Consider the following 13,262-nt stretch of genomic DNA (forward strand, 5'->3'; position numbering starts at 1 on the left):
CCACCTCCTTCGCTAACCGGACAGGTTGAAGTTGCCGTTCGTACCGTAGATAGATAGCGAGACCAACAGCGTTACCGACACCACGACGATCAGCGAGGTGCGCACTGCGTTACCGGTCGCGTTGCCGACACCGGCAGGTCCCCCCGAAGCGAAATAGCCGTAGTAGGTGTGGATCAGCAGGATCGTGAGCGCCATCAGGATGGCCTGCAGGAATGACCACAACAAATCAATTGGGTTCAGGAACGTGTTGAAGTAGTGCTGGTACAGACCCTGCGATTGGCCGAGCAAGAACGTCGTGGTGAACTGACTGGCCACGAACGACAAGATGACGGCGATCGCGTACAACGGCGTGATGGCCAACATTCCGGCCAGGATCCTGGTGCTCACCAAGTAGGCGACCGGCCGAATCGCCATGCTCTCCAACGCATCGACTTCTTCGTTGATCCGCATGGCACCGAGCTGAGCGGTCACCCCGGCGCCGAAGGTGGCCGCCAGACCGATCCCGGCGACCACCGGTGCCGCGATGCGCACGTTGATGAACGCAGACAAGAAGCCCGTCAGCGCCTCGATGCCGATATTGCCCAGCGAGGTGTAGCCCTGAATGGCCAGGGTTCCGCCCGCCGCCAGCGTCAGGAAGCCGACGATCACAACGGTTCCGCCGATCATCGCCAAAGTGCCCGCGCCCATGCTGATCTCGGCAACCAGCCGAACGACTTCACGCGTGTAACGGGTGGCGGCGAAGGGCACTCCGGCCAGCGCCTTACCGTAGAACAGCGTGTGGTCGCCGATCCGCCCCAACGAGGCGACCGGCCTCTCGAATTGGCGGATTAATCGCGGATATGTGGCCCTCAGCGCCATTGGCTGCCCCTACTTCGCCGTCATCTTGATGCCGATCGCGGTGACGACCACGTTGACGACGAACAGGGACATGAAGGCGTACACCACGGTCTCGTTCACCGCGTTGCCGACGGCCTTGGCGCCCCCGCCGGTGATCGAAAGGCCCCGATAGCAGGCCACCAAGCCGGCGATGAGGCCGAAAAGGGCTGCCTTGACGCACGAGATGATGACCTCGGGCACGCCCGTGAGCAACGTGATACCCGCGGCGAACGCGCCCGGGTTGACGTCTTGCACAAAGACCGAAAAGACGTAGCCGCCAAGGACGCCGATGATCACAACGAGGCTGTTGAGCAAGAAGGCGACCAATCCGGACGCCAGCATGCGCGGTGTGACCAAACGCTGCACCGGATTGATGCCCAGCACCTCCATCGCGTCGATCTCTTCACGGATCGTTCGTGCTCCCAGGTCCGCACACATTGCCGTAGCACCCGCGCCCGCCACGATCAAAACCGTGACCAACGGTCCGAGCTGGGTGACTGCACCGAACGCGGCGCCCGCACCGGATAGATCCGCCGCGCCCAGTTCGCGCAGGAGGATGTTGAGCGTGAAGCTGACGAGGACGGTAAACGGGATGGCTACCAACAAGGTGGGAGCCAGCGACACCCGTGCGACGAACCAGGACTGCTCCAGGAACTCCCGCCACTGAAACGGCCGACGGAACGCGAACTTGACCGCATCCGCCGACATTGCGAACAAGGCCCCGACGGCCTGCATAGGCCCCGACATGTCCCATTTCAGCCTCAGCTGGGGCAATCCCGCTGACCAGTGGTCCGCTCCCTTAGTTGCCATCGGCCTCAGGCTCTTTCCCGAGTTACGAGACTGACAGTCTTGTTCTCGCTTACTGACTGTTGTAGATTTGACTCAACCGTCGGCCACGGGGGCGTGTTGGAGACGTCGAAAGGCCCTGTGGGCGACCGGAATCCGGCATATGCCTCGGGCATGACAGCGCTGTCCATCCTCACGCCAGGACCTCCGTTCTGTTGCGTGAGTAGACGCTTCAAAACGTGGGGCCCCGTGTCTTGAAGCGTCCGGCGATTATGACTCATGCTGAGTCCGGGTGGAACGGAAAATGCATAACCGTTATCGGACAAGCCATCAGCACACCGCTTAGCCAGGACGATTGAGGCACAACGGACGCGACGGTCGGCACAAACATTGAGGGCACCTCCGGCTCTAGGTGACGGCGCCGGCCGTCTTGAGTTCGATGATGCGGTCCCAGTCGAGTCCGAGTTCCGTCAAGATGTCGTCGGTCTGCTCGGCGAAGCCGGGCGCCGGGCCGGTCTGTGGGGCCGCGACGTCGAACTGGACCGGGTTAGCGACCAACTCGAGTTCGCCTGCCTGCACGATGTACTCGTTGGCCCGGATCTGCGCGTCTTTGGCGGCTTGCAGGGTGTCCTGCACGGGCGCCCAGGGACCGGCCAGCGTTGCGAAGCGTTCGCTCCACTCTTCGAGCGTGCGGGTGGCGATGACCTTGGTCAGGATCTCCACCGCCTCCGCCGTGTTGGCAGCGATCTTCTCCACCGTTTCGAAGCGCGGGTCCTCGGCCAACTCCGGCAGGTCAACATGCCGGCAGACGTCGGCCCAGAACTTGGTGGGCTGCATCATCACGAAGGAGATATAGCGACCGTCGGACGTGGTGTAAAGCCCGACCAACGGGTTGTTGGGAGCGCCGTGCACCCCGGGCGGCGGCGCTTCAAGCCGCTGGCCCAGATGGTTCGTCAGCGCGACCGTGTGCCCCATTGACCAAAGACCGCTGCCGAGCAGCGACACATCGACCACGGACGGCTCGTCGGTGCGCTCCCGTTTGAGCAGCGCCGCCGCGATGCCACCGGCGAGGTTGGTGCCGGAGATGGTGTCGCCGTACGCCGGACCGGGCGGCGCGATCATGCCCGGCATGCCGGCGGGGGTGATCGTCGCTGCGGTTCCGGCCCGGCACCAGAACGCGGTCATGTCGTAGCCGCCCTTGACCGCCTCCTCGCCCCGCGGGCCGAGCGCGCTTCCGCGCGCGTAGATGATCTTCGGGTTCACGGCCCGAATGTCGTCGACGTCGATCCCGAACTTCTGACGGGCGCCGGGCAGGAAGCTGGTGAGGAACACATCCGATCGGCGGGCCAGCTCGTAGAGCACCTCCTTGCCCTCGGGCACGGACATGTCCAGCCCGATGCTGCGCTTGCCGCGGTTCGCGTGCTCGATGTTGGGGTTGGGGTCACCTTCGACGCGCAGCATGCCGGTCTGTCGCAGCCCTCGCTGCGGATCGCCGGTCACCGCATGCTCGACTTTGACCACGTCGGCGCCCCATTCGGCGAGCACCGCACCCGCCGACGGGACGAACCCGTACATGGCGACTTCCAGGACGCGGATGCCCTCGAGCGGCCTCACGCCGTGGCCCGCCGCACCGCCGGGACTGCATATGTTTTGCGTTCCAAGAATTCCTCCAGCCCGGCCACACCCATCTCGCGGCCCACCCCCGACTGCTTGAAGCCCCCGAACGGGCTGTCCGCGCCGAAGTAGTTGCCACCGTTGATCGAGAAGGAGCCGGTCCGGATCCGGCGCGCCACCGCAAGCGCCCGGTCCTGGTCGCCGCTGAAGACGGCGCCGGCCAGGCCGTAGATCGAGTTGTTGGCGATGCGCACCGCGTCGTCGTCATCGTCGAATGCGATGACGACGAGCACCGGCCCGAAGACCTCCTCCTGAGCGATCTCGCTGTCGGGATCGACGTTGGTCAGCAGCGTCGGTGCGTAAAAGTAGCCCGGCTCCAACCGCCGGCCACCGGTGACCAGCGTCGCGCCTGCGGCAACAGCCCGCTGCACCATGCCGTCGACCTTGTCCCGCTGGCGCTCGTTGATGAGAGGGCCCATGTAGGTTTTCGGATCGGCCGGGTCGCCGTGGCGGACCTTGGCGAAGTTCTGTGCGATCAGCCCGACGATCTCGTCGTGATGCGACCGGGGCACCAGCAGCCGGGAGGTCAGCGCACACCCCTGCCCCGCGTGGGTCACCATGCTGAACGCCGCGAACATGGCCGCACCGGCGAAGTCGGCATCGTCGAGCACGATGGCGGCCGACTTGCCGCCCAGTTCCAGGAAGACGCGCTTGACCGTTTCGCTCGCGGCGGCCATGATCTTGCGCCCCACCGCGGTTGACCCAGTGAAGGTGACGACGTCGACGCCGGGACTGGTGGTCAGCGCCTCGCCCGCTTCGGGGCCCGAGGAGCTGAGCACATTGACCACGCCGTCGGGTATGTCGGTGTGATTGGCAATCAGCTCACCGAGCGCCAGCGTGACCAACGGCGTATCCGGCGCGCCCTTGAGGACCACGGTGCACCCGGCTGCCAGCGCGGGGGCCAGCTTCGCCAGCGCCAGCTGGTTTGGGTAGTTGTAGGCGATGATCGCGGCGACCACCCCGGCCGCTTCCTTTTCCACCCAGCGGTGGTGGAGCATGCCGCGCGATTCTTTCTCGCCGAGGTCTTCGGAGAACGCGTAGCTGCGAAGCAGATCCGCGTAGAAGCGCACGATGCCGATCGGCTCGTCGAGCTGGGCGCCCTGGGTCAGCGCTCGGGTGGCGCCCACTTCGGCGATGGTCAGTTCCCGCAGCTCGTCGGCGTGTTCGAGCAGCGCCCGGTGCAGTTGGTCGAGGCAGCGGATCCGCAACTCAACGTCGGTGGGCCAACTGGTGGTGTCGAACGCAGCCCGGGCCGCGGCGATCGCCGCTTCGGCCTCCTCGGCACCGGCATCCGGGGCGTGCCCGATGACAGCGCCGGTGGCGGGATTGATCGACGCGAAGGACTTATCGGTGGTGACCAGCCGGCCGCCGATCAACAGTCGGCGGTCGGCGGTGGACCCAGGCGCGGCGTCCGCGATGGTCGCTGCAGTCGCAGTGGCGGGCTCTGCCGTGTCCTGGGCAGGCATTCCGTACCCCCTAATGTGGTGACGGTCACGATAATTTGATTCTCTTCCCCGGCGAATCTTACATTCGACTCTCGATAATTCAAGAAAGTCTCAGGAATCAGGACGGGCGGCTGACCAGCAACGCGAACGTCGACGGGCCGCCGTGTCGAGTAGTTTGACGCAGGCCGAACAGGGTTTCCAGAGTGTGTTGCACCACACTCTGGCGTGAGAGTAAGGTTCTCATAATTGTAAGCGAGATTCTTTGTGACTGAGACGGTCACCTTTGGAGTAGAGGCCTCAACGTGAAGACTGCGGTGGTCACCGGTGGCGGATCCGGCATCGGCCTTGCCGTCGCGCAACGGTTGCGCGCCGACGGTCTCGACGTCGCCACGATCGACCTCCGGCCGTCGGACGGCGACCATTCCTTCACGGCGGACGTCACCGACCGACCGCAGGTGGACGAGGCCTTCGCCGCGATCCGCGCGAAGCTCGGGCCGATCACCATTCTCGTCAACGCCGCGGGCCTGGACGGATTCAAGCGCTTCAACAACATCGCGTTCGAAGACTGGCAACGGGTCATCGACGTCAACCTCAACGGCGTCTTTCACACCATTCAGGCGGTCTTGCCCGACATGATCGAGGCGAAGTGGGGACGCATCGTCAACATCTCTTCGTCCAGCACGCATTCCGGGGCTCCCTACATGAGCCATTACGTGGCGGCCAAGTCCGCGGTCAACGGGCTCACCAAATCCCTGGCGCTCGAGTACGGCCCCAGCGGCATCACCGTCAACGCGGTGCCGCCGGGCTTCATCGACACCCCGATGCTGCGCGCCGCGGCGCAGAACGGATTCCTGGGGGACATCGACGAGACCATCGCGCGGACCCCGGTGCGCCGGATGGGTAAGCCGGAAGACATCGCGGCGGCATGCGCTTTCCTGGTGTCCGACGAAGCCGGCTACATCACCGGTCAGCTCTTGGGCGTCAATGGCGGTCGCAACACCTGAGCGGTGACGATTCGTCAGCGGTGTCCGGAAACCAGATCAGGTGAGAGGAGACAGCCCGTGAAGGTTTGGGTGGATTCGGAACGATGCCAGGGCCACACCCTGTGCGCGATGATCGCGCCGGAGTCGTTTCAGCTCAGCGACATCGACGGCAGTTCTTCTGCAATCGACGAAGTGGTCCCCGTAGACCGGCAAGACCAGGTGCGTGAAGCCGCTCAATCCTGCCCGGAACAGGCCATCGTCATCACCGACGACGCCTGAGTCCGGCATCCCGGTACTGACCGACGAAATACCTAGGGAGACAGAGCTTTGAGTGTCGACGACGTCGTCAGCGACAGCGACCGCAAAAAGAACCGGTACCACTTCGATCGGCATTCCCCGGAGTACCGGTCGCAGTTCAAGTCGATCACCAAGGAGATGCACGCCAAGTGCCCGATGGCGTGGAGTGAGACCTACGGTGGGCATTGGGTCGCGGCGGGCAGCCACGAGGTCTTCGAGCTGGCCCGCTGCCCGGCCGTCTCCAACGATCACGACATCAACGACGAACGCCGTGGCTACAAAGGCATTTCGATCCCCACCGCCAGCCGGGTCAGCGTGGTGCGCGGCGGCATCCTGGAGATGGACGATCCCGATCACCGCATTTACCGCACCGTGCTCAATCCCTACCTGTCGCCGGCAGCGGTCAAGCGCTGGGAGCCGTTCATCGACGACGTGACGCGCGCCTGCCTCGACGAAAAGATCGAGGGCGGCAGCATCGACTTCGTCGACGATCTGGCCAACATCGTTCCGGCCGTCCTGACGTTGGCGATGATGGGCATCCCGCTGAAGAAGTGGAACATGTACAGCGAGCCGGTCCACGCCGCGGTGTACACGCCCGAACATTCCCCCGACATCGAGCGCGTCACCGAGATGCACAAGCAGATGGGCCTCGACATGGTGAACAACATGCTCGAGATCCGCGAGAATCCGAGGCCGGGAATCGTGAATGCCCTGCTGCAGATGCGCATTGACGGGGAGCCGGCGCCGGACCTGGAAATTCTGGGGAACCTCGGCTTGGTCATCGGCGGCGGCTTCGACACCACGACGGCCCTGACCGCCCATTCGTTGGAGTGGCTTTCCGAGCATCCCGAGCAGCGGGAACTGCTCAGCAACGAGCGCAAAACGCTGCTCGACCCCGCCACCGAGGAATTCCTGCGCTACTTCACCCCCGCCCCCGGCGACGGCCGGACATTCTCCGACGATGTCGAGCTCGACGGCACTCAGTTCAAGGAGGGTGAGCGGCTGTGGATCTCGTGGGCGATGGCCAACCGCGATCCAGCCGTGTTCCACGACCCGGATGACATCGTGCTGGACCGTAAAGGCAACCGCCACTTCAGCTTCGGCCTGGGCGTCCATCGGTGCGCCGGGTCGAACGTGGCACGCACGGTGTTCAAATCCATGCTCACCGCGGTGCTCGATCGGATGCCCGACTACCGATGCGACCCCGAAGGCACCGTCCACTACGAGACCATCGGCGTCATCCAGGGCATGCGCAAACTGCCGGCGGCCTTTACGCCCGGCCGCAGGGTCGGCGCCGGCCTGGACGAAACCCTGGAGAAGCTGCAGCGCATCTGCGACGAACAGGAACTCGCCCGACCGATCACCGAACGCAAGGAAGCCGCGGTAATCGATTGAGCCACCCCAGGCGGCCGGGCGCGTTACCCAGCCGAAAGTGCGCCGTTGACCCCCGCAATTTTTACGAGTAGGCCTGTTCAACGTGACCGCGCCTTATATTTGCAGCAACCGCGTGCACAGATGGGAGACGCATCGGTGAAGATTTTCGCGCTGAGCCTTGCGCTCGCCATGGCCGCGCTGACCCTCGAGCCGACCGCCCACGCGGACATCCAGGTTGGCAACTACCGGCTGGACACGCCACGCGACCCCGGCCACAGCTGGATTTGGGCCATCCGACCCTGCCGATACGACCAGGGACCGGAATGCCTGACCATCCAGGCGGTTCCGCAACCCAACGGGCAAGCGGCGTTCTGGAACGCCAACGCCCACCTGGTCAACGGCCGCTACACCATGGCCGTCGATGTGCCCGACGGTGTGCGCTGCGTGGTCCAGTTCTTTCCCTCGCACGACGTCTACTCGTGGGACCCGGTGACGATGGCGGGTCAGGTGGACTCGACGTTCGACACCGGCTGCGGAGGCGGACCGGGGGGCACCAACAGTTGGCCGTTCTCGCTCGTGCGATGGTAGCCGCGTGAGGCGCACAGCGAGTCGGTCGATGATGAGGGCGACGGACAGCGAGCACGATGGCTGAGTCGAAGAGACCACAAGATTCGGCGACCTCGAAAGCCGACGTGCAGGCGTTGCTCGAGGAGGCCGAGGCCGAAGCGGCCGAGGCCGAGGCGCTGGCCGCCGCGGCGCGCGCCCGCGCCCGTGCCGCCCGGCTCCGGCGTGAAGCGCAGGCCCAAGCAGAGGCCGAGGCCGAACCGGAGGCGGAGGCGGAGGCGGAGACCGCCGAAGAAGCGCCGGACGCCGACGAGGACACCGCCGACTCCGACGAGCCGGAGACCAAGGACGATGTCACCGACACCGTCGAAGCGGCCGGCCAAGCGGAGGCCCTTAAAGAAGAAGACGTCGACGAAAACCCGGACGAGTCGGGGTCAACATCCAAGCCGGGCCGCTCGCGGCGACGCCCGCGGGTGCCATCGTGGTCCGTGACATGGAAAGTGGCCGTCGTCGTCGCCATCTGCGCCTTCGTAGCGGCCAGCGGATACATGATGTGGGAGCGTCATGAAACCGCCGAGCGCAACCAGCGCACCGCCAACTTCATCGCGGGGGCCAGACAGGGCGTCGTCAACATGTTCTCGATGGACTTCAATCGGGCCAAGGAGGACGTTCAGCGGGTGATCGACAGCTCGACCGGCCAGTTCAGGGACGACTTCCAGCAGCGCGCAAAAGATTTCACCACCGTCGTTGAGCAGTCCAAGGTGGTCACTCAGGGCACGGTGAACGCGGCCGCCGTCCAATCCATCGATGGGAAGTCCGCGCTGGTACTCGTGGCGGCGTCGTCGCGGATCAGCAACGCCGCGGGCGCCAAAGACGAACCGCGCAATTGGCGGCTCAAGGTGACCGTCACGGATGACGCCGGGCAATACAAGATGTCCAAACTGGAGTTCGTTCCATGAGCGAGGACAACCACGGCAGCGACGCCGGGAAAGCGTCTTCCAAACTCACCGAAGACGGCGCACGCAGCGAACCCCGCGCGCGGCGCAACGTGAAAGCCGTTCCCATCGTCCTGATTTCGCTGCTGCTGCTTTCCGGTGGCGTGGCGACCTGGCTGTACTTCAAGCAGTACCGGCCCGATAAGCAAACCGACCCCGGCGTCGCGAGCGCCGTCGTAGGTGCGGCGTCGGACGGAACGGTCGCCTTGCTGTCCTATTCGCCTGACACTCTCGACAAAGACTTCGCCGCCGCAAAGTCGCACCTTTCCGGGGATTTCCTGTCGTATTACAACCAGTTCACCGACCAGATCGTCGCTCCGGCGGCCAAACAGAAGGCGCTGAAGACCAGCGCGCGGGTGATAGGCGCCGCGGTCTCGGAGTTACATCCGGACTCGGCGGTGGTGCTGGTGCTGGTCGACCAGAGCACCACCAGCAAGGACAACCCGGACCCCGCGATGGCGTCCAGCAGCGTGCTGGTGAGTTTGACCCGAGTCCACGGCCAGTGGCTGATCACCAAATTCGACCCGGTCTAGACCCGTCGGATGCCGCTGCCGCAGAGCGGAACTCGCGAACCGACGTCGCGCCGCTGCGCTAACCGCGTGGGAGGCCGAGCACCCGTTGGGCGATGATGTTGCGCTGGATTTCGGAGGTGCCCCCCGCGATCGTCCCGGAAAAGCTGCGGGCGTAGCGCTCGAACCAGCTGGCGAAATAGTGGTCGAGGTTCATGTGCGCGTACGGCCCGGTCAGGCCCGGGTGAACGAGCCCGTCGGAGCCCGCCGACGTCAGTGCAAGCTCCATGCCACGCAACTCGGCCTCGGACCCGAGCAGCTTGAGCACCGAGATTGCCGCCACGTCGTCTTCGCCGCACGACGCGCGAGCCAGCGCCACCGAACCGAGCAGGCGCAACGCCTGCTTGTCCATGATCGTGCTGGCGTACTGGTCGCGCTCGACCTCGGTGCTGGGATGGAAGTCGTCGATCATGTTGTCGAGCCGATCGGCGAAGCCCAGCCACATCATCGTCCGTTCGTGCCCCAGCGATCCGTTGGCGACCCGCCAGCCCTGGTCGAGCTCACCGACCAGACTCTCGGCCGGCACCCGGACGTCGGTGAAGAACACCTCGTTGAAATCAAGATCGTCGGCACCGCAGATCGACGGGAACGGACGGCGCACCAAGCCCGGGGTGTCGGTCGGGATGATCAGCGCGCTGATTCCCTTGTGCTTCGGCGCATCTGGATTGGTACGCACAAAGGTCAGCAAGATGTCGGCGTCGTGGGCGCCCGAAGTCCATACCTTCTGACCGTTGACCACGAAGTGATCGCCGTCCAGCACCGCGCGGGTGCGCAACGACGCCAGGTCGGAACCCGCGCTGGGCTCACTCATCCCGAGTGACGCGGTGATCTCGGCCCGCAGGATCGGGACCGCCCAGCGCCGCTTCTGTTCGTCGCTGCCGAACGACAACAGCGAAGCCCCAACGATGTTCACGCCCTGCGGGTTGAAGCTGTGGTAGATCCGCCGTCGGCTGAGCTCTTCAAGATAGACGAACTGCTGAATGACCGTCGCGTTGCGACCACCGAACTCCGGTGGCTGGCTCGGCAGTAGCCAGCCGTTGTCGAACAGCAGCCGCTGCCAGTCGCGTGCCCACTGCGGCATGTGGGAAACCGACCGCGGCCGCTCGAGCGTTTCGCTTGCGGGAGGCAGGTTCTCGTCGAGGAAGGCCGCGAACTCCGCGCGGAACTCCTCGACGTCGGAGTCAAAAGTCAGCTGCACGGTATTCCTCCGCGATCCGCGCCCGGTGCTCGGCGGCGCCGCCGAGCATCAGCTCACCGGCTTTGGCTCGCTTCAGCGCGAACTGCAGATCGTTCTCCCACGTGAATCCCATTGCGCCGTGAAGCTGTAAACCGTGCCGGAACACCAGCGACTGGCACTCCCCCGCCGACGCCTTGGCCATCGCCGCCGCGAGCCGGCGGCGAGGATCGTCGGCCGCGATGGTCAGCGCCGCGAAGTACGCCAGGGCACGGGCCCGTTCCACCGCTACATGCATGTCCGCGGCCTTGTGCTGGACGGCCTGGAACGACCCGATCGGCACACCGAATTGCTGACGGCTGCGGACGTGTTCGAGCACCAGATCGAGAATGCGTTGGCAGGCACCGACCATGGTGATCGCCATGCCCGTCAGGGCCGTGTGGTGCGCGCGTTCGGAATCGACCGTGAGGCGGGCGCTGTCGGGCACCCGTACGCCGCAGAACGACAGGTCGGCGACGTGCAGGACGGGGTCGAAGACGGCGGCGCGGCGCACCGACACCTGGTTCGACCCGGTGATGAACACCCCGGCGTCTGTCACCACCGCCAGGCGGTCGACGCGATCGCCGTCGAGGACATGGCGCGCCGTACCATCCAGCACCCAACCCTCGGCGTCCCGGTGTGCCGCCACCCCGGTGTACACGGCGGTGCCCGATTCGTGCGGGTCGAACTGTTCGGCGGCCAAGGGGGCGAACTGGGTCATCGTCGCCAGGAACGGGGTGGGGTCGGTCGCGCGCCCCAACTCCTCGAGGACGATGGCAAGTTCGACGGCGCTGACCGGATCGTTCAGCTCGGTCCAGCCCTGATCGACGTACGACTTCCACAACGGGCTGGGATCGACACCGTCCTCGGCCACGCCGCGCACCAGCGAGGGCGGGCACTGCTTCGCCACGGCGTCGCGAACGGTCTTCTGCCACAGCCGCTGATCGGCATCGAACTCCAACAGCATGAACGCCGCCTCCTGTCATCACCGACGCTGCGAGAATATCATTCTCGCACGCGGAAGTAATAATCTCGCAAACCGGTTACGGGGTGCCCATGGGGACGAGCGCCTCCACGACGAAGGAGAAGGCCATTGGATCGCGAAACCTATCAGCGGGGGCTGCACATCCGCTCCGACGTGCTCGGCGAGGACTACGTCAACCGGGCCCTCGCCGACGCGGACGACTTCACCCGGCCTCTGCAGGATCTCGTCACCGAATACTGCTGGGGCGCGATTTGGGGTCGCGAGGAGCTGCCCCGGAAAACGCGCAGCATGCTCAACCTGGCGATGATCTCGGTACTGAACCGGCCCAACGAATTACGCACGCACGTCAAGGCGGCGCTGACGAATGGCGTCACCCGCGACGAGATCCGCGAGGTCTTCCTGCAGGTGGCCATCTACGCGGGCGTGCCCGCCGCGGTCGACAGCTTCCGCATCGCGCGCGAGGCGTTCGCCGAACTGGATGAGGGCTAGGGCCGGGCATGGAGGTCGGATTCATCGGGCTGGGAAACATGGGTTTTCCCGTGGCGCGCCGCTTGATCGAGAGAGGCGACGATGTCGTCGCCTTCGACACGCGTGCCGCCGCCCTCGATCGCATCGTCGCCCTGGGGGCGCGCCCCGCGGCATCGTCGAGGGAGGTTGCCGACCGTACCGAAACCGTCATGGCCAGCCTCCCGACGCCGAACGCCTCACTCGAGGTGGCGACGGGTGCGGCCGGCGTGATCGAGGGCGCAAGAATCAAGCGCTATGTCGACCTGTCCACCGTCGGCAGCCGCACGGCAAGGCAGATCTTTGACCGACTTGCCGAGCGGGACATCGTGGCGATCGACAGCCCGGTCAGCGGCGGCGTCGGCGGGGCGGAGAAGGGCGCACTCGCGGTCATGGTGTCGGGGCCGCGCGATGAATTCGACGTCATCCGAACCACGCTCGAGGCGATCGGCCGGCCCTTCTACGTGGGAGACAAACCGGGGTTGGCGCAGACGATGAAACTGGCCAACAACATCCTTGCCGCCAACGTGTTGGCCGCGACAGCCGAGGTCGTCGTGATGGGCGTGAAGGCCGGCCTCGACCCCAGTGTGATGATCGAGGTGCTCAACGCCGGCTCGGGGGCGACGAGCGCGAGCCGGGACAAATTTCCCCGCTCGATCCTCTCCCGGACTTTCGATTACGGCTTCGCTACCGGCCTGATGGTCAAGGACGTGCGTCTGTACCTCGAGGAAGCGGAAGCGCTTGGCGTGCCAACGGACGTCGCCACAACGATCGCCCGCCTCTGGGAGACGACCGCCGATGACCAGGGCCCCGACTCGGACTTCACGACGGTGATCAAACCGCTCGAGAAGGCGGCCGGCGTGATCGTGGGCCGCTCGCCGGCCTAGCCGGCCGGTCCCCCTGGATAGAGGCGGATGGCCCTTATCCGCGATCGGGAGAATGGTATTATCGCAATTCAAGAACCGTACTTGCACGAGGACCGCGAAAGTGGTCGCTA

Annotated in this window: 14 protein-coding genes; 8 read left to right on the top strand and 6 right to left on the bottom strand. The window is 65.3% G+C overall.

The features are described 5' to 3' along the window. Positions 1-12: 12 nt before the first annotated feature. The 4 genes from A5756_RS22790 to A5756_RS22805 form a co-directional block, all read right to left on the bottom strand. Entirely contained in the window at positions 13-858 is an 846-nt protein-coding gene (locus A5756_RS22790) for an ABC transporter permease (RefSeq protein ID WP_066957710.1), read from the bottom strand. Between the two features lie 9 nt (positions 859-867). Beyond that, positions 868-1,686, bottom strand: a complete 819-nt coding sequence (locus tag A5756_RS22795) for an ABC transporter permease (protein WP_066957712.1) — start codon at positions 1,684-1,686, stop codon at positions 868-870. 384 nt (positions 1,687-2,070) lie between these two features. After that, the gene (locus tag A5756_RS22800) at positions 2,071-3,276 is read right to left on the bottom strand and encodes a CaiB/BaiF CoA-transferase family protein (protein WP_066957714.1); all 1,206 of its coding nucleotides are present in this window, start codon (positions 3,274-3,276) and stop codon (positions 2,071-2,073) included. Next, complete coding sequence (locus tag A5756_RS22805) at positions 3,273-4,802, bottom strand: aldehyde dehydrogenase family protein (RefSeq protein ID WP_066957717.1); 1,530 nt, start codon at positions 4,800-4,802, stop codon at positions 3,273-3,275. Before A5756_RS22805 ends, A5756_RS22800 begins: the two co-directional genes overlap by 4 nt. 281 nt (positions 4,803-5,083) lie before the next feature. Here A5756_RS22805 and A5756_RS22810 point away from each other — a divergent pair, with 281 nt between their 5' ends. The 6 genes from A5756_RS22810 to A5756_RS22835 all read left to right on the top strand — a co-directional run bounded on the left by A5756_RS22810 (position 5,084) and on the right by A5756_RS22835 (position 9,527). Next, positions 5,084-5,785: an SDR family NAD(P)-dependent oxidoreductase gene (locus A5756_RS22810; protein WP_066957719.1), complete on the top strand. Its 702-nt coding sequence runs from the start codon at positions 5,084-5,086 to the stop codon at positions 5,783-5,785. 57 nt (positions 5,786-5,842) lie between these two features. Then, positions 5,843-6,043, top strand: a complete 201-nt coding sequence (locus A5756_RS22815) for a ferredoxin (protein ID WP_066957721.1) — start codon at positions 5,843-5,845, stop codon at positions 6,041-6,043. Positions 6,044-6,091: 48 nt separating this feature from the next. Then, on the top strand, positions 6,092-7,456 hold the full coding sequence (locus A5756_RS22820; protein WP_066957723.1) for a cytochrome P450: 1,365 nt from the start codon (positions 6,092-6,094) through the stop codon (positions 7,454-7,456). Positions 7,457-7,576: 120 nt separating this feature from the next. Beyond that, complete coding sequence (locus A5756_RS22825; protein ID WP_082948252.1) at positions 7,577-8,023, top strand: hypothetical protein; 447 nt, start codon at positions 7,577-7,579, stop codon at positions 8,021-8,023. A gap of 56 nt (positions 8,024-8,079) precedes the next feature. Then, a complete protein-coding gene (locus tag A5756_RS22830; protein WP_066957725.1) occupies positions 8,080-8,958 on the top strand; it encodes a hypothetical protein in 879 nt (292 codons plus the stop codon). After that, a complete protein-coding gene (locus tag A5756_RS22835; protein WP_066957727.1) occupies positions 8,955-9,527 on the top strand; it encodes a hypothetical protein in 573 nt (190 codons plus the stop codon). The genes A5756_RS22830 and A5756_RS22835 overlap by 4 nt, the downstream gene beginning before the upstream one ends. Positions 9,528-9,585: 58 nt before the next feature. Here A5756_RS22835 and A5756_RS22840 read toward each other — a convergent pair whose 3' ends face one another. Next, a complete protein-coding gene (locus A5756_RS22840) occupies positions 9,586-10,761 on the bottom strand; it encodes an acyl-CoA dehydrogenase family protein (RefSeq protein ID WP_066957729.1) in 1,176 nt (391 codons plus the stop codon). Continuing rightward, a complete protein-coding gene (locus tag A5756_RS22845) occupies positions 10,745-11,743 on the bottom strand; it encodes an acyl-CoA dehydrogenase family protein (protein WP_066957731.1) in 999 nt (332 codons plus the stop codon). Before A5756_RS22845 ends, A5756_RS22840 begins: the two co-directional genes overlap by 17 nt. Positions 11,744-11,869: 126 nt before the next feature. Here A5756_RS22845 and A5756_RS22850 point away from each other — a divergent pair, with 126 nt between their 5' ends. Together A5756_RS22850 and A5756_RS22855 are read left to right on the top strand one after the other, a co-directional pair. Further along, positions 11,870-12,250 carry a carboxymuconolactone decarboxylase family protein gene (locus tag A5756_RS22850; RefSeq protein WP_066957733.1) on the top strand — a complete coding sequence of 127 codons (381 nt, stop codon included), beginning with the start codon at positions 11,870-11,872 and terminating at the stop codon, positions 12,248-12,250. Between the two features lie 8 nt (positions 12,251-12,258). Beyond that, positions 12,259-13,152: an NAD(P)-dependent oxidoreductase gene (locus A5756_RS22855; RefSeq protein WP_066957734.1), complete on the top strand. Its 894-nt coding sequence runs from the start codon at positions 12,259-12,261 to the stop codon at positions 13,150-13,152. Positions 13,153-13,262 lie beyond the last annotated feature (110 nt).

This window comes from Mycobacterium sp. 852002-53434_SCH5985345 (assembly GCF_001667155.1).
Taxonomy (GTDB): Bacteria; Actinomycetota; Actinomycetes; order Mycobacteriales; family Mycobacteriaceae; genus Mycobacterium.